The organism is Acidimicrobiales bacterium, from assembly GCA_035540975.1.
In the GTDB taxonomy this organism is placed as follows: Bacteria; Actinomycetota; Acidimicrobiia; order Acidimicrobiales.
Genome location: DATLFN010000152.1, coordinates 1 through 24,203 on the forward strand (window position 1 = coordinate 1; position 24,203 = coordinate 24,203).

General features: G+C 72.6%; 21 protein-coding genes and 1 tRNA gene. 15 read left to right on the plus strand and 7 right to left on the minus strand.

Annotated features, from left to right (window positions below):
• Positions 1 to 99: 99 nt before the first annotated feature.
• Positions 100 to 170 (minus strand) — tRNA-Gly (locus VM242_15110).
• Positions 171 to 201: 31 nt separating this feature from the next.
• Between VM242_15110 and dcd the strand changes: the two genes are divergently transcribed.
• Positions 202 to 774, plus strand: a complete 573-nt coding sequence (gene dcd / locus VM242_15115; protein HVM06493.1) for a dCTP deaminase — start codon at positions 202 to 204, stop codon at positions 772 to 774.
• 21 nt (positions 775 to 795) lie between these two features.
• Here dcd and VM242_15120 read toward each other — a convergent pair whose 3' ends face one another.
• Positions 796 to 3,012: a heterodisulfide reductase-related iron-sulfur binding cluster gene (locus tag VM242_15120; protein HVM06494.1), complete on the minus strand. Its 2,217-nt coding sequence runs from the start codon at positions 3,010 to 3,012 to the stop codon at positions 796 to 798.
• A 103-nt stretch (positions 3,013 to 3,115) separates the two neighbouring features.
• Here VM242_15120 and VM242_15125 point away from each other — a divergent pair, with 103 nt between their 5' ends.
• The gene (locus VM242_15125; protein HVM06495.1) at positions 3,116 to 3,652 is read left to right on the plus strand and encodes a winged helix-turn-helix domain-containing protein; all 537 of its coding nucleotides are present in this window, start codon (positions 3,116 to 3,118) and stop codon (positions 3,650 to 3,652) included.
• Positions 3,653 to 3,728: 76 nt separating this feature from the next.
• On the opposite strand, the gene gpmA is transcribed toward VM242_15125, so the two are convergent.
• Complete coding sequence (gene gpmA, locus VM242_15130) at positions 3,729 to 4,448, minus strand: 2,3-diphosphoglycerate-dependent phosphoglycerate mutase (protein HVM06496.1); 720 nt, start codon at positions 4,446 to 4,448, stop codon at positions 3,729 to 3,731.
• Positions 4,449 to 4,585: 137 nt separating this feature from the next.
• On the opposite strand from gpmA, the gene dnaK reads away from it, so the two are divergent.
• From dnaK to VM242_15150, 4 genes are read left to right on the plus strand one after another with little or no spacing between them, the layout of a single operon-like run.
• A complete protein-coding gene (gene dnaK, locus VM242_15135) occupies positions 4,586 to 6,418 on the plus strand; it encodes a molecular chaperone DnaK (protein HVM06497.1) in 1,833 nt (610 codons plus the stop codon).
• 6 nt (positions 6,419 to 6,424) lie between these two features.
• On the plus strand, positions 6,425 to 7,210 hold the full coding sequence (grpE, locus tag VM242_15140; protein ID HVM06498.1) for a nucleotide exchange factor GrpE: 786 nt from the start codon (positions 6,425 to 6,427) through the stop codon (positions 7,208 to 7,210).
• 18 nt (positions 7,211 to 7,228) lie between these two features.
• A complete protein-coding gene (dnaJ, locus tag VM242_15145) occupies positions 7,229 to 8,329 on the plus strand; it encodes a molecular chaperone DnaJ (protein HVM06499.1) in 1,101 nt (366 codons plus the stop codon).
• Complete coding sequence (locus VM242_15150; protein HVM06500.1) at positions 8,329 to 8,703, plus strand: helix-turn-helix transcriptional regulator; 375 nt, start codon at positions 8,329 to 8,331, stop codon at positions 8,701 to 8,703. Before dnaJ ends, VM242_15150 begins: the two co-directional genes overlap by 1 nt.
• 291 nt (positions 8,704 to 8,994) lie before the next feature.
• On the opposite strand, the gene VM242_15155 is transcribed toward VM242_15150, so the two are convergent.
• Positions 8,995 to 9,879 (minus strand): caspase family protein, encoded by an 885-nt coding sequence (locus tag VM242_15155; GenBank protein HVM06501.1) that lies wholly within the window; start codon positions 9,877 to 9,879, stop codon positions 8,995 to 8,997.
• 4 nt (positions 9,880 to 9,883) lie between these two features.
• A complete protein-coding gene (locus VM242_15160) occupies positions 9,884 to 11,644 on the minus strand; it encodes an LPXTG cell wall anchor domain-containing protein (GenBank protein HVM06502.1) in 1,761 nt (586 codons plus the stop codon).
• A 389-nt stretch (positions 11,645 to 12,033) separates the two neighbouring features.
• On the opposite strand from VM242_15160, the gene clpB reads away from it, so the two are divergent.
• The 8 genes from clpB to purQ all read left to right on the plus strand — a co-directional run bounded on the left by clpB (position 12,034) and on the right by purQ (position 20,587).
• Complete coding sequence (gene clpB, locus VM242_15165) at positions 12,034 to 14,520, plus strand: ATP-dependent chaperone ClpB (GenBank protein HVM06503.1); 2,487 nt, start codon at positions 12,034 to 12,036, stop codon at positions 14,518 to 14,520.
• Between the two features lie 70 nt (positions 14,521 to 14,590).
• On the plus strand, positions 14,591 to 15,880 hold the full coding sequence (locus VM242_15170; protein HVM06504.1) for an adenylosuccinate synthase: 1,290 nt from the start codon (positions 14,591 to 14,593) through the stop codon (positions 15,878 to 15,880).
• Positions 15,877 to 17,040, plus strand: coding sequence for a phosphoribosylamine--glycine ligase (purD, locus tag VM242_15175; GenBank protein ID HVM06505.1), 1,164 nt, complete (start codon positions 15,877 to 15,879; stop codon positions 17,038 to 17,040). Before VM242_15170 ends, purD begins: the two co-directional genes overlap by 4 nt.
• Complete coding sequence (purE, locus tag VM242_15180; protein ID HVM06506.1) at positions 17,037 to 17,483, plus strand: 5-(carboxyamino)imidazole ribonucleotide mutase; 447 nt, start codon at positions 17,037 to 17,039, stop codon at positions 17,481 to 17,483. The genes purD and purE overlap by 4 nt, the downstream gene beginning before the upstream one ends.
• Entirely contained in the window at positions 17,480 to 18,784 is a 1,305-nt protein-coding gene (gene purB / locus VM242_15185) for an adenylosuccinate lyase (GenBank protein HVM06507.1), read from the plus strand. Before purE ends, purB begins: the two co-directional genes overlap by 4 nt.
• Positions 18,781 to 19,662 (plus strand): phosphoribosylaminoimidazolesuccinocarboxamide synthase, encoded by an 882-nt coding sequence (locus VM242_15190; GenBank protein HVM06508.1) that lies wholly within the window; start codon positions 18,781 to 18,783, stop codon positions 19,660 to 19,662. The genes purB and VM242_15190 overlap by 4 nt, the downstream gene beginning before the upstream one ends.
• Positions 19,659 to 19,916 (plus strand): phosphoribosylformylglycinamidine synthase subunit PurS, encoded by a 258-nt coding sequence (purS, locus tag VM242_15195; GenBank protein ID HVM06509.1) that lies wholly within the window; start codon positions 19,659 to 19,661, stop codon positions 19,914 to 19,916. Before VM242_15190 ends, purS begins: the two co-directional genes overlap by 4 nt.
• Positions 19,913 to 20,587 (plus strand): phosphoribosylformylglycinamidine synthase subunit PurQ, encoded by a 675-nt coding sequence (purQ, locus tag VM242_15200; GenBank protein HVM06510.1) that lies wholly within the window; start codon positions 19,913 to 19,915, stop codon positions 20,585 to 20,587. Before purS ends, purQ begins: the two co-directional genes overlap by 4 nt.
• A 7-nt stretch (positions 20,588 to 20,594) precedes the next feature.
• Here purQ and VM242_15205 read toward each other — a convergent pair whose 3' ends face one another.
• Positions 20,595 to 20,984: a hypothetical protein gene (locus tag VM242_15205; GenBank protein HVM06511.1), complete on the minus strand. Its 390-nt coding sequence runs from the start codon at positions 20,982 to 20,984 to the stop codon at positions 20,595 to 20,597.
• A 135-nt stretch (positions 20,985 to 21,119) separates the two neighbouring features.
• Between VM242_15205 and purL the strand changes: the two genes are divergently transcribed.
• Positions 21,120 to 23,318 (plus strand): phosphoribosylformylglycinamidine synthase subunit PurL, encoded by a 2,199-nt coding sequence (gene purL / locus VM242_15210; GenBank protein HVM06512.1) that lies wholly within the window; start codon positions 21,120 to 21,122, stop codon positions 23,316 to 23,318.
• Positions 23,319 to 23,379: 61 nt separating this feature from the next.
• On the opposite strand, the gene VM242_15215 is transcribed toward purL, so the two are convergent.
• A complete protein-coding gene (locus VM242_15215) occupies positions 23,380 to 24,201 on the minus strand; it encodes a PHP domain-containing protein (protein ID HVM06513.1) in 822 nt (273 codons plus the stop codon).
• Between the last annotated feature and the right edge of the window lie 2 nt (positions 24,202 to 24,203).

A 24,203-nucleotide genomic window follows, 5' to 3' on the forward strand; every position in this document is an offset into this window, starting at 1 on the left:
GCGGGCGCGGTGGCACGTTGGGGCACGAGACCGATAGATCCGACATGGCCCGGGGGCCTCTGGCAAGAAAAATAGGGTGTGACCAGGCCTTTTGGCTTGAGCGGGCGACGAGAATCGAACTCGCGTTCTCAGCTTGGGAAGCTGATGTTCTGCCTCTGAACTACGCCCGCGGAGTGGGCCAACTGTAGCGTGGCGGCGCTCATGATCCTCTCCGACCGCACGATCCGCCAGGAGCTCGAAGCGGGCCGCATCGTGATCGAGCCGCTGGGCGACGGCTGCATCCAGCCGTCGTCCGTGGACCTCCACGTCGACCGCTACTTCCGGGTCTTCCGGAACCACACGATGCGGGTGATCGACGTCAAGGAGGACCAGGAGAACCTCACCGAGCTTGTGGAGATGCACGAGGACGAGGCGTTCATCCTCCATCCCGGCGAGTTCGTGCTCGGGTCGACCGAGGAGCGGGTGCGCCTCCCCGACGACCTCGTGGCCCGCCTGGAGGGCAAGTCGAGCCTGGGTCGGCTCGGCCTCCTGATCCACAGCACGGCCGGCTTCGTCGACGCCGGCTTCGACGGGCACCTCACGCTGGAGCTCTCCAACGTGGCCAACCTGCCCATCACGCTGTACCCGGGCATGAAGATCGGCCAGATCAGCTTCCTGCGCATGACCACGCCGGCCGACAACCCCTACGGGTCGAAGACGGCGGGCTCGAAGTACCAGGGCCAGCGGGGCCCCACGCCCAGCCGCTACTCGGAGAACTTCCGCCCCCCCGGCTGACCACCGGGGCGGTCGGCCCCGTCAGGGTCGCGCCACCTCCGCGCCGCGTCCCGACTCCCGATCCATCGCCTCGAGCAGGTGGACGGCGATGTCCTGCACGACCACGTCGTCGCGGCCCGTCTCCTTGACGCCGTCGTCGATCATCACCGCGCAGAACGGGCAGGCCGTGGCCACCCGGCGAGCGCCCGTCGCCACCGCCTCCTCGGCCCGCTCCACGCCGATCTTCTTCCCCGTGTGCTCCTCCATCCAGAATCGGGCGCCACCCGCCCCGCAGCACAGCCCGTCGGCCCTGCTGCGCCCCATCTCCACGATCTCGATCCCCTTGAGCGAGCCCAGCACCCGCCGCGGCGCCTCGTAGACCCCGTTGTGGCGGCCGAGGAAGCACGCGTCGTGGTACGTCACCCGCTCGTCGAGGCGGGCCCCGCCCACGTCGAGGCGGCCCGACGAGATGAGCTCGGACAGCAGCTGGCTGTGGTGGACGACCTCGTAGTGCCCGCCCAGCTGGGGGTACTCGTTGGCCAGGGTGTTGAAGCAGTGGGGGCACTGGGTGACGACCTTGCGGACGCCCAGCCCGTTCAGCGTCTCGACGTTCTCCCCGGCCAGCATCTGGAACAGGTACTCGTTGCCCGACCGCCGGGCCGGGTCGCCTGTGCACCTCTCCCGCGGTCCGAGGATGGCGAAGTCGAGCCCGGCCCGGTGCATCAGCGTGGCGGTCGCCACCGTGACCTTCTTGTTCCGGTCGTCGAACGAGCCGGCACAGCCGACCCAGTAGAGGTACTCGTGGTCGAGGGGCGAGGAGCCGTCCACCACGGGGACGCCCTCCGGGAGGGCGTCGGTCCACGAGCCCCGGTCCGACTGGCTCATCCCCCATGGGTTGCCGCTGTTCTCCAGCGACCGGAACGACCGTCCCAGCTCGGCCGGGAACTCCGACTCCATCAGCGTCAGGTACCGGCGCATGTCCAGGATCTTGTCGAGGATCTCGATGTCGACGGGGCACACCTCGTCGCACGCCCGGCACGACGTGCACGCCCACAGCTCCTCGGGCGTGATCCGGGCGAAGAGGTCGGGCGCCCGCACGGTCAGCTCGGGCTCGTGGCCGACGATGGGCGCCACCGGCCCGCTGGTGCCCGCCGCGCTCTCGGCCATGACCTGGCCCACCTTCAGGACGATCTCGCGGGGGTCGAGCGGCTTGCCCGTCATCTGGGCCGGGCACACCTCCGTGCACCGGCCGCACACCGTGCAGGCGTCGGTGTCGAGCAGCTGCTTCCACGTGAGGTCCTCCACCACGCCGGCGCCGAACCGCTCGAGGTCGGTGGTCGCCAGGTCCGGCATCGGCCTCATCGCCCCCCGGGGCCGGTCGCGCGGCGACAGGTAGAGGTTGAGCGGCGACGTCACCATGTGCCGGAGCTTGGTCTCGGGGAGCAGCACCAGGAACGCCAGGAACGCCACGACGTGCGCGGTCCACGTCGCCTGGTGGACGTTCGCCAGCGCGCCCTCGCCGAGCCCGTCGAACAGCGAGGACAGCGGGTAGCCGACGACCGACCAGCGCTCGAACGCCGGGCGCCCGTCGAGGGCGATGCGCATCGCCTCGGCCAGGTGGCCGCTCACCCCGACGGCGAGGAAGGTCCCCAGCACGGCGGCGTCCTCGGGCCGGGTCTTGGTCCGCAGGCGGAACGGTGGCCGCCCCCACCGGCGGGCGATGGCCCACAGCACCCCGGCCAGGAACGCCACGCCGGCCACGTCGCCCACCAGGCTGTAGCCCCGGTAGACGTCGCCGGTCAGGAACTTGAACCGCTCGGGCAGCTGGTGGTCTACCTCGAGGACGACGGTCACGGCGAACAGGACGAGGAACGGGAAGTAGAGGAGCGAGTGCATGACGCCGGCGGCGCGGTCCTCGGCGACGGTCCCCATCGAGACGCCGAGCCAGAACCGCCTCAGCCGGCGGCCGGCCGTCGCCCGGCTGGTGTCCCGCCGCTCCGCCCCGCCCCGCTCCCAGTTCCGGACGCGGCGGGCGAACAGCGCACCGACCGCCGCCACCGTCACCGCCGTCACCGTGTAGAACACCGCCCGCACCGGGCCGGCGACGTTGGCGAACACCTCGCGGCCGACGGCGGCGGGCGGGTGGCCGCCCACCACCAGCCCTGCCAGCCCCGACGCGGCGACGACGCCGGCGCCGGCCAGCCCCAGGGCGAGGGCGAGATGCGACGGCGACAGGCGCCGGGCCGGGTGGCGGGCCACGCCGAACGGTACCGCCGGGATTCGCCGCGGCCCGATCATCGGACCGCCGGAGTTCATGCCGAGGCAACATGGCCGTAATGTCGGGCTCCTAGCGTCCGGCAGCATGGAAGCGTCACCCCCCGAGGTCGTCCTCCTCCGGTGGCCCCTGGAACGCGACCGCCGCGAGGTCCTCGCCAGCTCGCAGACCGCCCGTCTGCTGCTCGTCGAGGAGGGGGCCGCGCCGCCCGAGCCGGAGGACTGCGTGGAGGACTGGATCCGGGTGCCGGCGCCCGACGCCGACGTGAAGGTGCGCGTCCGCGCCCTCCTGCACCGGTCCCGCCGCCATGCCGGCACGGCACCGGTCCTCGACAGCGACGGCGTGCTGCGCTTCGGGGCGGCGTGGGTGTCGCTCCCGCCGGTGGAGTCGCGCCTCACCGCCGCCTTCCTCGAGCGCTTCGGCGCGGTGGTCAGCCGGGAGGCCCTGGCCCGGGCCGGCTGGCCCGACGGGGCACCCGGTCGCAACGCCCTCGACGTCCACGTCCTCCGGCTGCGCCGGCGCCTCGTGCCCGTCTCCCTCGCCATCCGCACGGTCCGCTCCCGGGGCTACCTGCTGGAGGCGGCCGCGTCGGGGTGGGGCGACGTCCGGGTCCGGCACGCGTGACGAGCCCGCTCCCCGTCGACGGGCCCGGGCGCGCCGCCGGGCACCCGACCGCGCGGCACCCGAGCGAGCGCCGGTCCTAGAACGACGAGGCGGTGTTCTCGGCCTGGTCGCCGAGTAGCCGTTCCGACACCGGGGCGAGCCGGTCGTCGAGGTCGAACACCCACGGCACCCCGGTGGGGATCTCCAGCTCGGGGATGTCGTGGTCGGAGATGCCGAGCAGGTGCTTGACGAGGGCCCGGAGGCTGTTGCCGTGGGCGGCCACCAGCACGGTGGCCCCGCCGGTCAGATCGGGGGCGATGGCGTCGAACCAGTACGGGAGCATGCGGACCACCACGTCGCGCAGGCACTCGCCGGTGGGCAGGACGTCGACGGGCAGGCGGGCGTAGCGGGCCAGGTGGCGCGGGTGGCGGGGGTCGTCCGGCGCGATCGGAGGCGGCGGCACGTCGTAGCTGCGCCGCCACACGCGGACCTGGTCGGCCCCGTGGACGGCGGCCGTCTCCGCCTTGTCGTGCGTCTCCAGGGCGCCGTAGTGGCGCTCGTTCAGCCGCCAGTGCCGGCGGACGGGCACCCATGACCGGTCCATCTCCGCGAGGGCGAGGTTGGCGGTGCGGATGGCGCGGTTCTGCACCGAGGTGTGGACCACGTCCACCTCGATCCCGGTCCCGGCCAGGCGGCGGCCGCCCTCCATCGCCTCCTCGACGCCGGAGGGCGACAGGTCGCACTCCTGCCAGCCGGTGAAGACGTTCCGGAGGTTGAACGTGCTCTGGCCGTGGCGCAGGAGGACGAGACGGTGCACCGGCGTACCGTAGCGGAGGGCCGCCGAGCGCTCCCGCTGCGTCCTGACGACACCGGCCGCCCGACTTGCCAATCAGGCGCTCAACTTTGCTAGGCTGGCGCTGTCACGTAAGAACGAGTCCCTCTGGAGGCACCTCCATGCCCAAGGCCGTCGGGATCGACCTCGGCACCACCAACTCCGTCGTCAGCGTCCTCGAGGCGGGCGAACCCGTCGTCATCCCCAACGCCGAGGGCAACCGCACCACCCCGTCGGTGGTCGGCTTCTCCAAGTCGGGCGAGGTCCTCGTGGGCGAGGTCGCCAAGCGCCAGGCGATCACCAACCCCGACCGCACCATCCGCTCGGTGAAGCGCCACATGGGCACGAGCTGGAAGATCGACATCGACGGGAAGCGCTACACGGCCCAGGAGATCTCCGCCCGCATCCTCCAGAAGCTCAAGCGCGACGCCGAGGCGTACCTGGGCGACACCGTCAGCCAGGCCATCGTCACGGTGCCCGCCTACTTCAACGACGCCCAGCGCACGGCCACCAAGGAGGCGGGCCAGATCGCCGGCCTCGAGGTGCTGCGCATCATCAACGAGCCCACCGCCGCCGCCCTGGCCTACGGGCTGGACAAGGAGGGCGTGGAGCAGACGATCCTCGTGTTCGACCTCGGCGGCGGCACCTTCGACGTGTCGGTGCTCGAGATCGGCGAGGGCGTGTTCGAGGTCAAGGCCACCCACGGCGACACCCAGCTCGGCGGCGACGACTGGGACCAGAAGGTCATCGACTGGCTGGTCAAGAGCTTCAAGGACACCGAGGGCGTCGACCTGTCCAAGGACAACATGGCCCTCCAGCGGCTCAAGGAGGCGGCCGAGAAGGCCAAGATCGAGCTGTCGCAGGTCACCGAGGCCACCATCAACCTGCCCTTCATCACCGCCACCAACGAGGGCCCCAAGCACCTCGACCTGAAGCTCTCCCGGGCCAAGTTCCAGGAGCTCACCGCCGACCTGGTGCAGCGCTGCCGGGGGCCGTTCGAGCAGGCCATCAAGGACGCCGGCCTCACCAAGGGCGACATCGAGCACGTCATCCTGGTGGGCGGGTCCACCCGCATGCCGGCCATCGTCGACCTGGTGCAGTCCCTCACCGGCAGCAGGCCCCACCAGGGCGTCAACCCCGACGAGGTGGTGGCCGTCGGCGCCGCCGTCCAGGCCGGCGTCCTCAAGGGCGACGTGAAGGACATCCTCCTGCTGGACGTGACCCCCCTGTCCCTCGGTATCGAGACCAAGGGCGGCATCATGACCAAGCTCATCGAGCGCAACACCACCATCCCCACCAAGCGCTCCGAGGTGTTCACCACGGCCGAGGACATGCAGCCGTCGGTGGAGATCCACGTCCTCCAGGGCGAGCGGGAGATGGCCATGTACAACAAGACGCTGGGCAAGTTCCAGCTGGTCGACCTGCCACCGGCGCCCCGGGGCGTGCCCCAGATCGAGGTCACGTTCGACATCGACGCCAACGGCATCGTCCACGTGTCCGCCAAGGACCGGGCCACCGCCAAGACGCAGTCGATGACCATCACGGGCCAGTCGTCGCTGAACAAGGACGACATCGAGCGCATGGTGAAGGACGCCGAGGCCCACGCCGAGGAGGACCGCCAGCGGCGCGAGGAGGCGGAGATCCGCAACAACGCGGAGACCCTCATCCACCAGACCGAGAAGCTGCTGCGCGACCAGGGCGACAAGCTGGTGGGCGACGAGCGCACCAACACCGAGACCGCCCTGAAGGAGCTGAAGGCGGCCCTCGGCGGCAGCGACACCAACGCCGTGCGCGACGCCAGCGACGCGCTGATGCACGCCAGCCAGGCGTTCGCCCAGCGGCTCTACGAGCAGGCGGCCCAGGAGCGGGCGGAGGCCGAGGGCAGCCAGGCGCCCGGGGGCGGCGGCGGTTACGACGACGTCGTGGACGCCGAGATCGTCGACGAGGACCGGTAACCCACGGTGCCCGGACCCGGCCACCCCGGCCACTTCCCGAAGCCCCCCGGCTGGATCGACCGGCCGGGGCAGCCGTCGTCGGCCGGCGGCGGCCCTTCGCGTCCCCCGCGGACGTCGGGTTCGGCCGACGGCTCACCGGGCGCCGGCCCGCCCGGGCGCCCGTCCGCCGGTCCCGCCACCGACCCGGCACCGGGCCCGGGCCCGTCAGCGGGCAGCGGGACCGGCTCCGCCGAGAGCGGCGCCCCGTCGGGCGGGTCGAGCCCGGCCCAGGAGGCGGCGGCCAAGGTCGCCGAGATGCTCGGGCGCCAGGAGGAGGACGACGGCGACGCCGTCGAGGAGGCCGCCGAGGCCGTCGAGCACGACATCGACGCCCTGGCCAAGGCGGAGGCCCAGCGCGACGAGTACCTCGACTCGCTGCGCCGCCTCCAGGCCGACTTCGAGAACTACAAGAAGCGCATCGCCCGCCAGCACGCCGACATCCAGGAGCGGGCGGCCGAGAAGCTGGTCGAGAGCCTGCTCCCGGTCCTGGACAACTTCGACCTGGCCATCTCCCACGCCGCCGCGGACGCCGGCCTGGAGCCGATCCACCGGTCGCTGCTGAGCGTGCTGGCGTCGGCCGGTCTGGAGCGCATGGACCCGGCCGGGCAGCCCTTCGACCCGAACGAGCACGACGCCGTCCTCCACGAGCCGGGGGGCGACTCGGCCGAGCCGGAGGTCATCGAGGTGATGCGGGCCGGCTACCGGTGGAAGGGCCGTGTCCTGCGCCCGGCCATGGTGAAGGTGAAGGGCTAGAGGTCGAGAGAGAAGGCTGTGCCGGCACAGCGCGAGTGGTTCGAGAAGGACTACTACAAGGTCCTCGGGGTCACCGAGAAGGCGTCCGAGAAGGACATCACCAGCGCGTACCGCCGGCTGGCCAAGAAGCTCCACCCCGACGCCAACCCCGGCTCCGAGGACCGCTTCAAGGAGGTCTCGGCCGCCTACGACGTGCTCGGCGACCCGGCCAGGCGCAAGGAGTACGACGAGGTCCGCCGCATGGGGCCGGCGGGGTTCGGCCGGCCCGGCGGGAACGGCGGCCCGGGCTTCGGCGGCGGCTTCCGCGTCGACGACCTGGGCGACCTGCTCGGCGGGCTCTTCACCAAGGGCCGCGCCACCCGCAGCCGGTCGTCACCCCAGCGCGGCGACGACCTCGAGGCGACGCTCAACCTGTCGTTCTCCGACGCCGTCGACGGGGTGATCACCTCGGTCAACGTCATCAGCGACGCCGCCTGCCACACGTGCAACGGCACCGGGGCGGCGCCGGGGACGTCGCCGGTGATCTGCTCGGCGTGTGGAGGGCGGGGAGCGGTGAACGAGAACCAGGGGCTTTTCTCGTTCAGCCAGCCGTGCCCGGAGTGCCGGGGGACCGGCATGCGGGTCGAGACGCCGTGCCGGACCTGTGCCGGCTCCGGCCTGGAGCGCCGCCCCCGCCAGGTCAAGGTGCGCGTCCCCGCCGGGATCGACGACGGGAAGCGCATCGTCCTCAAGGGGCGGGGCGGGGCAGGGCACAATGGGGGCCCTCCGGGAGACGTGTACGTGGTGGTGCGGGTGGCGAGCCATGAGCTGTTCGGTCGAAAGGGCAAGGACCTGACCCTCACCGTCCCCGTCACGTTCGCCGAGGCCGCCCTGGGGGCCACGGTGAAGATCCCCACCCTCGGCGAGCCCGTCACCCTGAAGGTGCCACCGGGCACCCGGTCCGGCCGCACGTTCCGCGTGCGGGGGCGGGGCATCGACACCGGCGACGGCCACGGTGACCTGCTCGCCACCGTCGAGGTCGTCGTGCCCGAGAGGTTGTCCGAGGAGCAGCGGTCGGCCGTGGAGGCGCTGGCGGCCGCGTCGTCGGAGTCGCCCCGGCGCCACCTGGGCGTGGAGTGATGGCCGCCGCCGACGCCCGCCGGGCCGTCTACGTGATCTCGGTCGCCGCCGAGCTGGCCGGCGTGCACCCCCAGACGCTGCGCATCTACGAGCGCAAGGGGCTGGTGGACCCCGCCCGCACCGTCGGCGGCAGCCGCCGGTACAGCGAGCGCGACATCGAGCGCCTGCGCCGCATCCAGGACCTCACCAACGCCGGGCTCAACCTCGAGGGCGTGCGCCGGGTCATCGCCTTGGAGGACGAGAACGAGCGCCTCCGGGCGCAGCTGGCCCAGGCCCGCCTCGACGCCGAGGCGGCGGTCGAGCTGGCCCACCGGGAGCACCGCCGCGACCTGGTGCCCATGAACCAGTTCCCCGTCCCGTACCGGCGCCGCTAGGCGTTTCGCCGTCGCAAGCGGAGCTTGCTCGGCGAGCTCTGTCGTGCTCCGGGCGGCCGGCGGAGCCGGCCGCCCTCCGCGCTGGACCCTCGTCCCTGCATGGCCGGCAGCCGGGGAGCGCCGCCTCCGGCGGCGGTCGGCGGCCGCCGTCCGTTGCCGCCCACTTCCGCGACGGCCCCCGCCCCTACCGCCCCCTTGCCGCGTTCCGGCGGCACGGGAGGGCGGATAGCGCCCCGATTTGCCGCCGGAACCGCCGCCCGGAACCGCCCCGGTTGCCCGGGGCGGTTCCTTCTAGATGCAGATGTCGGGCAGCAGGCAGATCTTGCCGGCGTTGGGGTTGGGTGCCAGCGGCCCCGGGGGCGGGGGCGGTGGCTTCGGAGGGCCGGACAGGAACCAGTCGCCACCGGCGCCGCCGCCGAACATCACCGGCTGCTGGACGCCCTTGCGCTGGCCGGACGTGAGGCGGGGCGCCTCCCGCTCGGCATGGCGGAACATCTCCTGGATGGACACCACGCCGTCGCCGTTGGCGTCGCCGCGGTTCTCCATGGCCGCGAAGCGCATGGTGAGCCCCGTGTAGATCGACATGCCCCAGCCGGGGTGCTCGTAGGACTTCTGGTGCTCCTCCGACGAGCCGGTGAACAGCCGCCGGTCCCCGAAGAGGCCTCCCTCGTTGAACCCGGCCGCCTCGCATCCCGAGATGTCGGTCCACAGCCAGCCCCGGACGCTGCCCAGCCGCTCGCCCAGCTCGCGGTCGGAGATGATCTTGTTGTCGTAGGGGACGAGGAACTCGTCGAGCACCTCGCCGTCGCGGTCGAGGTCGCCGCCCCGCTGGAACACGTGGCCCGAGTAGTGGAACACGCTGAACGAGCCGTCGTTGCTGCGGTCGCGCAGCCAGTCGAGCCCGGCCCGGATGTTCGCCCCGGTGGCCGCCGTACCGGTGAGGACCCGGATGGAGTCGTCGGCCCAGCCTGCCCGCTTCAGCACGTCGCGGAAGGTGTCGGCGTCCCCCGCTCCCCCGACGGGCGCTGCCGGGCGGTTCCCGACGTGCCCCGACACCCCGACGATCAGCGCCGTCCGGCGTGCCTCAGCAGGAGGGCCCGCCGAAGCGGGCCCTCCTGCCAGAAGTTGGAACAAAGGGACTGACAGCACCGCCGCTGCCAGCAGTCCACGCCTCACGGCGTTACGACTGCGCGGCGGCTCTCACCCGCCGGACGAGGACGGCGGCGCTCAGGAGCCCGAGGCCGGCGAGGGCCATGGCGGGCCCGCTGGAGCCGGTCCGGGGGAGCACGTCGACGCCGGTCGCCGGCAGCTCACGGCCACCGCCGACGCTCGGGACGACCACGGTGGTCTCGCCCGTGATCGGCACCGTGATGCGGGCACCGCCCTGGGCCGAGCCGGTGGCGCAGTTGCCCGTGGCGACGGCGTTGTTGGTGAACTGGCCGGCCGCCGAGTTGGCGGCGACCGCCACCGTGATGCTCACCGTCTTCGACTGTTTCGGTCCGATCGGGCCGATGTCGTCGAAGGTGATGGTGTTGGCGGTCTGGCTGTTCGCCTGCGGGTTCGTGCCGGTGATCGTGTACCGGACGCCGGCCGTCGTCGTGATGGTGTCGACCACCCGGACGTTGGTCAGGTCGCAGTCGGCGAACGGGTTGGTGACGTTGATGTTGTAGGTGAAGGTGTCACCGGCGTTGACGGTCTGCTTGTCGGCGGTCTTGCTGACCGGGACGTTGCAGCGGATGCCGCCGGCCGGGACCTGGGCGTGCGACTCCATGTGGCCGACGCGGATGTCGAGGACGCTGACGCCGAGGAGGGTGGTCGCCTCGAGCAGCTGCACCCGGACCACGTCCACGGCACCGGAGGCGACGGTGCCGTCGCCGCCCTGGGTGGCCGACGAGTTGGCGTCGCCGCCGATGGCCCGGGGGTCCTCACCGATGACGATGGAGGCCACACCCGGGATCTCGATGGGGAGGCCCTCGGTGCCGAGCAGGTCCTGCAGGGTCAGCACGGTGTTTTCCACGCCGCCCTCGAGGATGCTGAGCACCGGGGTCTCGGGGCTGACGGCGCCCGGGCCGTAGTGGACGTACGCCTGGCCGGGGAGGCCGGTGGCCACCGAGCGCAGCACCCACTCACCGAGGAACTCCAGGGTGATGGCGCCGCCCAGGATGTCGACCGGGGCGATCGTCATGCGGGTCTCGGTCATGAGGCCGAAGTGGTCGCCGATCTTGTTGCCCTGGGCGTCGGTCTGGGGGACCAGCCGGGTGATCGACCGGGACTGCGACACGGCGCGCTCGGGCTCGGGGGCGTTGGTCTCGACGGCACCGCTGGCGAACGGAGCGTCGCCCTCGGTGGCGCCACCCAGGTTCAGCAGCTGGGCGTCGGCGGCGTAGCCGAGGCCGTAGCTGAGGGGCTCCCCGAGGGAGCAGGTGTTGTCGCCGTCCCAGCGCACCTGGGCCTCGCCGCGGACGAGGGACGCATAGGCGGCCGGGTCGATCTTGATGGGGCCGACCTCACGGCGGACCAGCGCCGAGGTCGGAGGGCCGGAGACGAGCGCCCGCTGCGCCAGCAGGAGCTGGTTGGCGTTCACGTCCTGCGAGACCGTCGTACCGACGCCGATCTCGAGGCCCGAACCCCGGCCGAAGACACGGTCACCCTGGAGGTTGGGGTCCAGGCTCGTGTTGGGCAGCGCAGGCTGGATGACCTGCTCCATCTCGTTCACGACCGTGCCGGCGGCGGCGCCGGGGCCTCGGGTGACCCCGCCCGTGCCCTTGGAGGCCACCGTGGCGCCCGAGAAGGCCACCTCGGTGTCCAGCACTCGTGTCGTCCCCGCCGTGATGGCATCGGCGTGGATCACCGTGCCGGTGCTGTACCCCTTGTAGTCGGCCTGCGCGGCCGGGACTTGGGCCCCCGCCGGCGTGCCCCCCGCGAACACCGAGGTCGTCAATCCGACCAACAGGCTGCTCGCTACGATCGACAACCGTCGCTTCACAGGTATCTTCCCTTCGCCGAAGACGTCCGACATGCCCGCGCTGCCGGCACTCTCGTTCATCAAGAGAGACGTGGCTGGCAGTGCCTTATGACGGTGTGTCTGCTGATTTTTGTGTTGCTGTCGAGTTCCGGGCGGTCCGCGGCCGCCTGTGCCGGTTGTCCGGCGGCGCAATCCTTTCACAACCGCACCCGTTTTACACAGTCCGTTGCGTACGGCTCGACGCGAGCGCCCGGAGGGCGGCGTGGGCGCCCTCCGGCGGCGACCGGGAATGCGTCGTGGGGGGCCCGTCGTTCTTGATAACGTCATTAGCAAGTTTCCTCGTGACCTGACCCGCAGAGGTAGCGATGGCGCTGGACCCCAACCGCTGGACCCACAAGACCCAGGAGGCGTTCCAGGACGCCGTCGAGCTGGCGCGGTCGGCCAGCAACCCCGAGGTCACGCCCGACCACCTGCTCGCCGCCCTCCTCGCGCAGGCCGACGGAGTCGTCCTGCCGCTCCTGGAGCGGGCCGGGCTGTCGCCCCTGACCGTCCGCAACTCCGTCACCGAGGCGCTGAGCCGCCTGCCCAGGGCGTACGGGAGCGAGGCCCAGGTCGGCCGTGCCCTCCAGCAGACGTTCGAGGCGGCCGAGGGCGTGCGCGTCGACCTCCGCGACGAGTACCTCTCCACCGAGCACCTCCTGCTGGTCCTGGCCGACCGGCTGGGCACCTCGCGCGACGTCCTGCTCGAGGCCATGCGGGAGGTCCGGGGCAGCCACCGGGTCACCAGCCAGGACCCCGAGACGCAGTACCAGGCGCTGGAGAAGTACGGCCGCGACCTGACGGCGGAGGCCCGGCGGGGGAGGCTCGACCCCGTCATCGGGCGGGACGAGGAGATCCGCCGGGTGGTCCAGGTGCTCTCCCGGCGCACCAAGAACAACCCCGTGCTGATCGGCGAGCCCGGTGTGGGCAAGACGGCCATCGTCGAGGGCCTGGCCCGGCGCATCGTCGAGGGCGACGTCCCCGAGAGCCTGAAGAACCGCCGGCTGGTCTCGCTGGACGTCGGCTCCCTCGTCGCCGGCGCCAAGTACCGCGGCGAGTTCGAGGAGCGCCTGAAGGCGGTGTTGAAGGAGATCACCGACGCCGGGGGCGAGGTCATCACCTTCGTCGACGAGCTCCACACGATCGTCGGTGCCGGCGCGGCGGAGGGCGCCATGGACGCCGGCAACATGATCAAGCCGCTGCTGGCCCGGGGCCAGCTGCGGATGATCGGCGCCACCACCCTGGACGAGTACCGCAAGCACATCGAGAAGGACGCCGCCCTCGAGCGCCGCTTCCAGCAGGTCTACGTGGGCCCGCCGTCGGCCGAGGACACCGTCGCCATCCTCCGGGGCCTGAAGGAGCGGTACGAGGTCCACCACGGCGTCCGCATCCAGGACGCCGCCCTGGTGGCGGCGGCCGTGCTGTCGGACCGCTACGTCACCGGCCGGTTCCTCCCCGACAAGGCCATCGACCTCATCGACGAGGCGGCCAGCAAGCTGCGCATCGAGATCGACTCGGTCCCCATGGAGATCGACGTGGTGGAGCGCCGGATGCGCCAGCTGGAGATCGAGCGGGTGGCCCTGGAGCAGGAGACGGACGCCGCCTCGGCCGAGCGGCTGGCCAAGCTGGACGAGGAGCTGGCCAACCTGCGCGAGCAGGCCGACGCCATGCGGGCCCACTGGCAGGCCGAGAAGGACGCCATCGCCGAGATCCGCGCCCTCAAGGAGGCGCTGGAGACGGCCCGCACCGACGTGGAGCGCCACGAGCGGGAGGGCAACTACGAGCGGGCGGCCGAGATCCGCTACGGCCAGCTGCCCGAGCTGGAGCGCAAGGTGGAGGAGGCGGGCGCCCGCCTGGCCGAGGAGCAGGCCACCAGCCAGATGCTGAAGGAGGAGGTGGACGCCGAGGACGTGGCCGAGGTGGTGGCCAAGTGGACGGGCGTGCCCGTCTCCCGCCTTCTCGAGGGCGAGGTGGAGAAGCTCGTCCGCATGGAGGGCGTCCTCCACCGGCGGGTGGTCGGACAGGACGACGCCGTGTCCGCGGTGGCCAACGCCATCCGCCGCTCCCGCTCGGGCCTGTCCGACCCCAACCGGCCCATCGGCTCGTTCCTCTTCCTCGGCCCCACCGGCGTGGGCAAGACCGAGCTGGCCCGGTCGCTGGCCGACTTCCTGTTCGACGACGAGAAGGCGCTCGTCCGCGTCGACATGGGCGAGTACCAGGAGAAGCACACCGTCGCCCGCCTCATCGGCGCCCCGCCCGGCTACGTGGGCTACGACGAGGGCGGCCAGCTCACCGAGGCCATCCGCCGCCGGCCGTACGCCGTCGTTCTGCTCGACGAGATCGAGAAGGCCCACTCCGACGTCTTCAACGTCCTGCTCCAGCTGCTGGACGACGGGCGCCTCACCGACGGCCAGGGCCGCACGGTGGACTTCACCAACACGGTGGTCATCATGACGTCGAACCTGCAGGGCGACCCCGAGGACTTCTTCAAGCCCGAGTTCGTCAACCGCATCGACGAGATCGTGCGCTTCAAGGCGCTGACCAGGGACGACCTGTCGAGGATCGTCGACATCCAGCTGGGGCACCTGGAGAAGCGGCTGGCCTCCCGGCGCCTCGCCCTGGAGGTCACCCCCGACGCCCGGGCCTGGCTGGCCGACCGCGGCTACGACCAGGCGTACGGCGCCCGCCCCCTCCGCCGCCTCATCCAGCGCCACATCGGCGACCTCCTCGCCCTCGCCCTGCTGGAGGGCCGGTACGAGGACGGGTCCACCGTCAAGGTGGACGTGGAGGGCAGCGAGCTCGTGCTCCGGTAGTCCCGGGGGCGGTCGGGCCGTCGGCCTATGATGCGCGGACCGCCAGCGAAGCATTCCGAGGGAGAGGCGCGTGCCTGCGACCGTCGTGGTCGGCACCCAGTGGGGGGACGAGGGCAAGGGGAAGCTCACCGACCTCCTCTCCAAGGAGATGAGCGTGGTCGTCCGCTACCAGGGCGGCCACAACGCGGGCCACACCATCGTGGTGGGCGAGGAGACGTTCGCCCTCCAGCTGATCCCGAGCGGCGTCCTCTACCCCCACATCACCCCCGTCATCGGCAACGGCGTGGTGGTCGACCCGGCGGTGCTGATCTCCGAGATCGACAAGCTCGAGGCGAGGGGCATCGACTGCAGCCGGCTGCGGGTGAGCGGCAACGCCCACCTGATCATGCCGTACCACCAGGAGCTGGACCGGGCGGCCGAGCGCCGGCTGGGGAAGAACCGCCTGGGGACCACCAAGTCGGGGATCGGGCCCGCCTACGCCGACAAGGCCGCCCGGGTCGGCCTGCGGGTGCAGGACCTGTTCGACGAGAAGATCTTCCGCCAGAAGCTCCACCTGGTGCTGAAGGAGAAGAACGCCGTCCTCGCCAAGGTCCACAACCGGCTCCCGCTGGCCATCGAGGACATCGCCGACACCTACCTGAAGGTGTACGCCCCCCGGATCCGGCCGCTGGTGGCGGACACCGTCGGCCTCGTCCACGAGGCGCTGGACGAGGGCGCCCACGTGCTGTTCGAGGGCGCCCAGGCCACCTACCTCGACCTCGACCACGGCACCTATCCGTTCGTCACCTCGTCCAACCCGGTGGCGGGCGGGGCCTGCACGGGCGCCGGCGTCGGTCCCCTGCGCATCGACCGCGTGATCGGCATCGCCAAGGCGTACGTCACCCGGGTCGGGTCGGGGCCGTTCCCCACCGAGCTCCACGGGGCGCTCGCCGACGACCTCATCGAGCGGGGCCACGAGTACGGCACCGTCACCGGCCGGCGCCGCCGGGTCGGGTGGTTCGACGCGGTGATGATGCGCCACGCCGTCCGCCTCAACTCGCTCACCGAGCTGGCGCTCACCAAGATGGACGTGCTCGACCCGCTGCCGGCGCTCAAGGTGTGCGTGGCCTACGAGGTCGACGGGCGGCGGATGGAGACGCTGCCGTACCACCAGTCGGACCTCCACGACGCCGTCCCGATCTACGAGGAGCTCCCCGGTTGGCAGGCCGACCTCTCCGGGGTGACCGAGGTGGCCGACCTGCCGTCCGCCGCCGCACGCTTCGTGACCTTCCTCGGCGAGCGGGCCGGCGTGCGCATCCGCCTGGTCGGCGTGGGCCCCGGTCGCGACCAGTTCGTCACCATGCCGGGCGCCGCCGCATGAGGGTCGCCGTCGTCGGGAGCGGCGGTCGGGAGCACGCCCTGCGCCACGTGCTGGCCCGCACCGCCGAGGTGGTCGGTCCCGACGACGACGCCGACCTCTACGTGATCGGGCCCGAGCAGCCGCTGGTCGACGGGCTGGCCGACCGGCTGCGGGCCGACGGAAAGCTGGTCTTCGGGCCGGGTGCCGACGGCGCCCGCCTGGAGGGGTCGAAGGCGTGGATGAAGTCGGTGCTGGCCGACGCCGGCGTCCCCACCGCCCGCCACGGCGTGTTCACCTCGGTCGAGCCGGCCGTGCAGTTCCTCAAGTCCCTGCCCGGGCTCTACGTGGTGAAGACGGACGGCCTGGCCGCCGGCAAGGGGGTGCTCGTCACCGAGTCGCTGGACGAGGCGGTCGACGACGTGGCCGCCAAGCTCTCGGGGTCGACCTTCGGCGACGCGGGCCGCACGGTGGTCATCGAGGAGGGCCTCACCGGGCCCGAGCTGTCGCTGCTCGCCGTGTGCGACGGGCGCCGTGCCGTCCCCCTCTCCCCCGCCCGGGACTTCAAGCGCCTGGCGGACGGCGACGCCGGTCCCAACACGGGCGGCATGGGGGCGTACTCGCCCGTCCCCGAAGCCGGTCCCGACGTCGTCGGGACGGTCATGACGCTGGCCGTGGAGCCCACCTTGGCGGCGCTCCGGGCGGCGGGCACCGATTACCGGGGCGTGCTCTACGTTGGCCTCATGCTCACGCCGGACGGGCCCAAGGTGCTCGAGTACAACGTCCGGTTCGGCGACCCCGAGGCCCAGGTCGTGCTGCCTCGCTTCTCGGGCGACCTGGCCGGCTTCCTGGCCGAGGCCGCATCGGGCGACCTGCGCACGGAGCCGTCCTTCTCGCACGACGCGTGCGTGACCGTGGTGCTGGCCGCCGAGGGGTACCCGGCGGCGCCCCGCCACGGCGACGCCATCGAGGGGATCGACGACGCCGAGGCCCTGGACGGCGTGCTCGTCTTCCGGGCCGGGACCGCCACGGACGAGGAGGGCCGGCCGGTCACCGCCGGCGGCCGCGTGCTGAACGTGTGCGGGCTGGGCCCGAGCGTCGCCGACGCCCGGGCCCGGGCCTACGAAGCCGTCGAGCGCATCTCGTTCGCCGGGATGCAGTACCGGAGGGACGTCGCCGCATGAAGGTCGCCGTGCTCATGGGGTCGCCCAACGACCGGGACAAGATGAAGGGCGCCGCCGCCATGCTCGAGCGCTTCGGCGTGGAGTGCGACGAGCGGGTGCTGTCGGCCCACCGGACCCCGGCCGAGGTCGCCGCCTTCGCCTCGTCGGCCCGGGACGACGGCTTCGCCGCCGTCATCTGCGGCGCCGGCATGGCCGCCCACCTGGCCGGGGTGGTCGCCGCCCACACCACGCTCCCGGTCATCGGCGTGCCCCTGTCCGGTGGAGCCCTCAACGGGGTGGACGCCCTGTACGCCACCGTGCAGATGCCCAAGGGCATCCCGGTGGCCACGGTGGCGATCGACGGCTCCGCCAACGCCGGCCTGCTCGCCGTCGCCATCCTGGCCGTCACCGACAAGGTGCTGGCCGACAAGCTGGCCGAGTTCCGCGCCGGGGGCGCCCGTTGATCCCGCGGTACTCCATGCCGGAGATGGCGGCGCTGTGGACCGACGAGGCCCGCCTCGCCACCTGGCTCCAGGTCGAGGTCCTGGCCGTGGAGGCGTGGGCCCGTCTCGGCGTCGTCCCCGAGGCCGATGCCCTCGCCGTGCGGGGGCGGGCGCCGGAGGTCACGGAGGCCATGGTGCGGGCGGTGGCCCTGCGCGAGGCCGTCACCGACCACGACGTGGCCGCCTTCGTCGATGTCGTCCAGGAGGCCATCGGCGCCCCCGCGGGCAACTGGGTGCACTACGGGCTCACGTCGTCCGACGTGGTGGACACGGCCCTGGGCGCCACCCTGGCCCGGGCCGCCGACCTGCTGATCGCGGCGTCGGACGGGCTGGTGGCCGCGCTCGAGCGCCGGGCCCGCGAGTTCATCGACACGCCGATGGCCGGGCGCACCCATGGGATCCACGCCGAGCCGACCACGTTCGGGGCCAAGCTCGCCCTGTGGTGCCTCCAGGCCGACCGGGACCGGGCCCGGCTGCGCGCCGCTCGCGACGCGGTGGCCGTGGGCAAGCTGTCGGGCGCGGTGGGCACGTACTCCAACGTCGACCCGTCGGTCGAGGCCTTCGTGTGCGAGCGGATGGGCCTGCGCCCCGTCCCCTCCACCCAGGTCGTCGCCCGCGACCGCCACGCCGAGTTCCTGTGGGCGTGCGCGTCGGCGGGGGCGGGCGTGGAGCTCATGGCCACCGAGATCCGCCACCTCCAGCGCACCGAGGTGGGCGAGGCGTACGAGCCGTTCGGGGCGGGCCAGAAGGGCTCGTCGGCCATGCCCCACAAGCGCAACCCCATCACGTGCGAGCGCCTGTCCGGGCTGGCCCGGGTGCTGCGCGGGTACCTGGGGGCGGGCCTGGAGGACGTCGCCCTGTGGCACGAGCGCGACATCTCCCACTCGTCGGTCGAGCGGGTGGTGCTGCCCGACGCCAGCCTTCTCGCCTACTACCTCCTGCGGCGCATGACCCGGGTGGTCGACGGCCTGGAGGTCGACGCCGCCCGTATGCGGGAGAACCTCGACCGGTCGCACGGCCTCGTGTTCAGCCAGCCCGTGCTCCTCGCGCTGGTGGCCTCCGGCCTGCCGCGCGACGCCGCCTACCGCATCGTCCAGCGCAACGCCATGGCCGCGTGGGAGCAGGGCAAGAGCTTCCGCACACTGCTGGAGGGCGACCCCGAGGTCGCCCTGGGCGCCGACGCCCTGGACGAGGCCTTCGACCTCGGCCGGGCCGTGCGCAACGCCGCCCGCGTCCTCGACCACCTGGAGAAGATCTCGTGACCCTGGAGCACCGCTATTCCGGGAAGGTGCGCGACATCTACGACGCGGGCGACGGGCGCTTGCTGTTCGTCGCCTCCGACCGGGTGTCCGCCTTCGACGTCGTCATGGCCGAGCCGGTCCCCGACAAGGGGCGCGTCCTCACCGCCATGAGCGCCTTCTGGCTCGAGAAGCTGGCCGACATCGCCCCCAGCCATCTCGTCTCGGTGGACCCGGCCGACTTCCCGCCCGGCGCCGACGACATCGACGACGCCGCCGGTCGCACCATGCTCGTGCGCCGGGCCGAGATGCTGCCCATCGAGTGCATCGTGCGCGGCTACGTCTCCGGCTCGGCGTGGAAGGAGTACAAGGCGTCGGGCACCGTCCACGGCACGCCGATGCCGCAGGGGATGCAGGAGTCCGACCGCCTGCCCGAGCCCGTGTTCACCCCGTCCACCAAGGCGAACGAGGGCCACGACGAGAACATCTCGTTCGAGGAGGCGTGCCGAATCGTCGGCGAGGACGTCGCCAAGCAGGCCCGGGAGATCAGCCTGGCCGCCTATGGGCGGGCTGCGGACTGGGCGCGGGCGAGGGGCATCATCCTGGCCGACACCAAGTTCGAGCTGGGCTGGATCGACGGCGACCTGGCGCTGTGCGACGAGGTGCTCACGCCCGACTCGTCCCGGTTCTGGGCCGAGGCCGACTGGCAGCCCGGCCGCACGCCGCCGTCGCTGGACAAGCAGCCCCTGCGCGACTGGCTGGAGGCGAGCGGCTGGGACAAGTCGCCCCCGCCCCCGCCGCTGCCCGAGGTCGTGGTGAACTCCATGCGCGAGCGCTACATCACGGCCTACGAGCGCATCACCGGCCGCCGCTTCTCCGAGTGGCTGGGGGTGAACGCGTGACCGCCCGCTACGACGTGCGGGTCGAGGTCTCGCTGCGTCCCGGGATCGCCGACCCCCAGGGCGCCACCATCGAGCGGGCGCTGCCCGCCCTCGGCTTCCAGGGCGTCGCCGGCGTCCGGGTCGGGAAGTCGATCCGGTTCTCGGTGGAGGCGGGCGACGAGGCGGAGGCTCGCAGCCGGGTGGAGGAGCTGTGCAACCGCCTGCTCTCCAACCCGGTGATCGAGGACACCCGATTCGATCTGACGGCCGTATGAGCCGCGTCGGCGTCGTCCAGTTCCCGGGCTCGAACTGCGAGCACGACGTCGTCGAGGCCGTGGAGAGGCTCGGCGGCAAGGGCGACATCGTGTGGCACGGCTCGCCGACGCTGCCCGACGTGGACGCCGTCGTCCTGCCCGGCGGCTTCGCCCACGGCGACTACCTGCGCCCGGGGGCGATCGCCCGCTTCTCGCCGGTGATGGACGCCGTGCGCCGCTTCGCCGGAGAAGGTGGTCCGGTGGTCGGGATCTGCAACGGATTCCAGGTGCTCACGGAGGCCGGCCTCCTCCCCGGCGCGCTCCAGAAGAACGCCGGGCTGAAGTTCTTGTGCACCACCGTGGAGCTGCGCGTGGAGAGCGCGAAGTCGGTCCTTACGTCGGGGGCGACGGTCGGCGACATCCTCCGCATCCCCATCAACCACTTCGAGGGCAATTACACCTGTGACCCGGCGACCCTCGACCGCCTGGACCGCCACCAACAGGTCATCCTGCGTTATGTCGACAACCCCAACGGATCCAGCGATTCCATCGCAGGCGTCTGCAACGAGCAGGGGAACGTCGTCGGACTGATGCCCCACCCGGAGCGGGCGAGCAGCGCGCTGCTCGGGTCGGAGGACGGCCTCGTCCTCCTGCGGTCTCTGCTCTCCGGGGCGGGCGTTCCCGGCCGCTGACGGGCGCTCAGCTGGCGCTGCGCTGGATGCCGGCTCGGCGCAGGACCGAGGCGTCCACACCGGCCTCACGCCACGCCGCATAGGTGATGCCCTTGCGGTGGCTGTACTCCCCGGCCGCCGCCACGAAGTCGTCCTCCAGGGCGGCCAGGTCGACGGCGTCCTCCTTGGTGGAAAGCTCCGCTTGCAGGTTCATGCGCTCCTGCACGAGTTGCAGCCGGGTCAGAGGGTCGGCTTCCTCGATGCGATTTGCGATGTCGTCCAGGCGCCGCTTGATCGAATCCGGCGTGCGCTTGCGGCCCCGCTTGGGGCGATGCGCATCGAGGGCCTCGAGGTACCGGCGTACGGCGCGGCCCTGCTCCCTTCCCAGGGCGAGCGCCTGCTTGTGCGCGTCGGTCATGGTGGATTTGGTCTTCTTCGCTCGAGGAGCCATGGACCAAGCAAACTCCCTTCCGTCGGGAATTTCAAATCAAAGCTCGGAATTCCATTTGGTGGTCAGGCCCGCAGCGCAGGGTGGCGGCATAGGGTGACGGTCATGGACTACGAGGTCGCGCGCGCGCTGGGGCTCACCGACGACGAGTCGGACGCCATCGCCGGGATCCTGGGGCGAGCCCCGAACCACCTCGAGCTCGCCATGTACGCGGTGATGTGGAGCGAGCACTGCTCGTACAAGTCGTCGAGGCTGCACCTGCGCCGGCTGCCCACCGAGGGGCCGCGGGTCCTCGTCGGGCCCGGCGAGAACGCGGGGGTGATCGACGCCGGCGACGGGGTGGCCCTCGCCGTGCGCATCGAGAGCCACAACCACCCCTCGGCCGTCGAGCCCTACCAGGGCGCCGCCACCGGCGCGGGCGGCATCCTGCGCGACATCTTCACCATGGGCGCCCGCCCGATCGCCCTGCTGGACCCCCTGCGCTTCGGCCCGCTGGACGAGCCGCGCACCCGGTGGATCTTCGAGGGCGTGGTGAGCGGCATCTCCGGCTACGGCAACTCGGTCGGAGTGCCCACGGTGGGGGGAGAGGTGGTCTTCGACGAGTGCTACGCCGACAACCCGCTCGTCAACGTCATGTGCCTGGGCGTGATGCCGGCCGAGCGCCTGGTGCTGGGGGCCGCCACCGGCGTCGGGAACCTGGCCGTGCTGCTCGGTTCGACGACGGGCCGGGACGGCATCGGCGGGGTGAGCGTGCTGGCGTCGGCCGGGTTCGGCGACGGCGACGCCGACGCCGACAAGCGGCCCAGCGTCCAGGTGGGCGACCCGTTCGAGGAGAAGCGGCTCATCGAGGCGTGCCTCGAGCTGCTCGATGACGGGCTGGTCGTCGGCATCCAGGACCTCGGCGGCGCCGGCCTCACCTGCGCCACCAGCGAGACGGCGTCGCGGGGCGGCGTCGGCATGGACGTCTACGTGTCCGAGGTGCCCCTGCGGGAGCGGGGCATGGAGCCGTTCGAGGTGATGACCAGCGAGAGCCAGGAGCGCATGCTGGCCATCGTCACGCCCGAGTCGCTGGACCGCGTCGTCGAGGTGTGCCGGCGCTGGGAGGTCCGCGCCTCCGTCGTCGGGACCGTCACCGCAGGCGGTCGCCTGCGCATCCTCGACCGGTACGACGGCGACGTGCTGGCCGACGTGCCCGCCGCCTCTTTGCACGAGGACGCGCCGCTCTACGACCGGCCGATGGAGGCGCCGTCGCCGGCGCCGCCTCTCGGGGAGCTGGAGTCGCACGACGCCGGCGCCGAGCTCCTCGACCTGCTGGTCGACCCGTCATGGGTGTACCGCCAGTACGACCACCAGCTGTTCCTCAACACCGTCGAGGGGCCCGGCGGCGACGCCGCCGTCCTGCTGCTCAAGGCGCCCGGCCTCCCGGCCGCTCCTGGGGGAGCTTCCCGGGGCATCGCCGTGTCCACCGACGGCAACGCCCGCTGGTGCGCGGTGGACCCCCGCGCCGGGACGGCCATGCTGGTGGCCGAGTCGGCACTGAACGTCGCCTGCGCCGGGGCGGGACCGGCGGCGGTCGTCAACTGCCTCAACTTCGGCAACCCCGAGCACCCCGAGGTGATGTGGCAGCTGTCGGAGGCGATCGACGGCATGGCCGACGCCTGCCGGGCCCTCGGCCTGCCCGTGGTGGGCGGCAACGTGAGCCTCTACAACGAGAGCCGCGGGCGGGACATCGACCCCACGCCCGTCATCGGCGTGGTGGGGCTGATGGAGCGCCTGGAGCGCCGCCCGCCGGGCGTCGGCCTGGTGGACGGCGACCGCCTGCTGCTCCTCGGGACCACCGATCCGGGACTGGGAGGGTCCCTGTGGGCGCTGCGCACCCATGGCCGCCGTGGCGGCCCGCTCCCCGGCCTCGACCTCGCCGCCCACGCCCGGCTGCTCGGCCTCGTGCGGGGGCTGGTGGCCGACGGCGTGGTCTCCGGCATCCACGACGTGTCGGAGGGGGGGATCGGCCTGGCCCTGGCCGAGATGGCCGTCCGCTCGGGCGTGGGCTTCGCCGTGGCGGGCGTGGCCACCGCCGCCGAGCTCTTCTCGGAGTCCCCGTCCCGGGTCGTCCTGTGCGTCGGCGCCGACCAGGTGCCCGAGGTCGAGGCCCGGGCCGCGAACGCGGCCGTCCCGGTGTCGGGCCTCGGTGTGGCGGGCGGCGACCGCCTGGCCGTCGCCGGGCTGGTCGACGTCGCCCTCGACGAGGCGGTGAACGCCTGGCGCTCGGCCATCCCGCGCGCCCTGGAGCCCGAACGCGCCTGACCCCGGCGTTCACCTCGCGACGGCGCGCCAGGGCGTGGCGCGCCTCGCGAGGTGAATCCCTTCAGGGGCGGCGGTCCTCCAGCTCGGCGAGGGCCGAGTCGGGGACGTGGAGGTCGCCCCGGCCCACGCCCACGGCCAGGTCCGGCTTGTAGGTGCCGTGGTGGTCGGAGCCGCCGGCCGCCACCAGGCCCAGCCGCTGCGCCATGGCCGCCAGCTCGTCGCGCTCGCCCGGGTCGTAGCGGCCGTAGATCGCCTCGACGCCGGCCAGTCCCGCTTCGGCCAGCTCGGCCACCGCCGACTCCAGGGCGTCGGGCGCCAGCCTGGTGCTGAGCGGGTGGGCGAGCACGGCCACGCCGCCCGACGCCCGCGCCAGGGCGATGGCGCCGACGGGGTCGACGGCGCGGCGGGGAACGTCGCCCGGTCTCCCCCGGACGAGCCAGCGCCGGAAGGCGTCGTCGATGCTCGTCGCCCGCCCCTGGCGGACCAGCAGGGCGGCGGCGTGGGGGCGGCCGGCCCCCGATCCGCCGGCCAGCTCGAGCATCTCCTCGTAGTCGAGGCCGAGGGCCGCCGCCATGGCCCTGTTGCGCTCCTCCCTCGCCTGCTGGAGCTCGACCAGGGCCTCCTGGAACGGGCCATCGCCCGGCTCCACGAAGTAGACGAGGACGTGGAGGTTGCCCCGGTCCCAGCGGCACGAGATCTCGCACCCCGGCACCAGGCGCACGCCCAGCTCGGCGGCCCGGGCGGCTGCCGGGGCCACCCCGTCGAGGCGGTCGTGGTCGGTGAGGGCGACGGCCGAGCACCCGGCGGCGGCCGCCAGCTCGGGGATCCGGGCGGGAAGATCCGACCCGTCGGAGACGCTGGAGTGGGTGTGCAAGTCGATCAAGG

What these genes read in the sequence shown, in the direction of transcription:
- dcd (HVM06493.1), top strand. Translation starts at nt 202, where the DNA reads ATGATCCTCTCCGACCGCACGATCCGCCAGGAGCTCGAAGCGGGCCGC.
- VM242_15125 (HVM06495.1), top strand. Translation starts at nt 3,116, where the DNA reads ATGGAAGCGTCACCCCCCGAGGTCGTCCTCCTCCGGTGGCCCCTGGAA.
- dnaK (HVM06497.1), top strand. Translation starts at nt 4,586, where the DNA reads ATGCCCAAGGCCGTCGGGATCGACCTCGGCACCACCAACTCCGTCGTC.
- VM242_15150 (HVM06500.1), top strand. Translation starts at nt 8,329, where the DNA reads ATGGCCGCCGCCGACGCCCGCCGGGCCGTCTACGTGATCTCGGTCGCC.
- clpB (HVM06503.1), top strand. Translation starts at nt 12,034, where the DNA reads ATGGCGCTGGACCCCAACCGCTGGACCCACAAGACCCAGGAGGCGTTC.
- purD (HVM06505.1), top strand. Translation starts at nt 15,877, where the DNA reads ATGAGGGTCGCCGTCGTCGGGAGCGGCGGTCGGGAGCACGCCCTGCGC.
- purE (HVM06506.1), top strand. Translation starts at nt 17,037, where the DNA reads ATGAAGGTCGCCGTGCTCATGGGGTCGCCCAACGACCGGGACAAGATG.
- purQ (HVM06510.1), top strand. Translation starts at nt 19,913, where the DNA reads ATGAGCCGCGTCGGCGTCGTCCAGTTCCCGGGCTCGAACTGCGAGCAC.
- VM242_15205 (HVM06511.1), bottom strand. Translation starts at nt 20,984, where the DNA reads ATGACCGACGCGCACAAGCAGGCGCTCGCCCTGGGAAGGGAGCAGGGC.
- purL (HVM06512.1), top strand. Translation starts at nt 21,120, where the DNA reads ATGGACTACGAGGTCGCGCGCGCGCTGGGGCTCACCGACGACGAGTCG.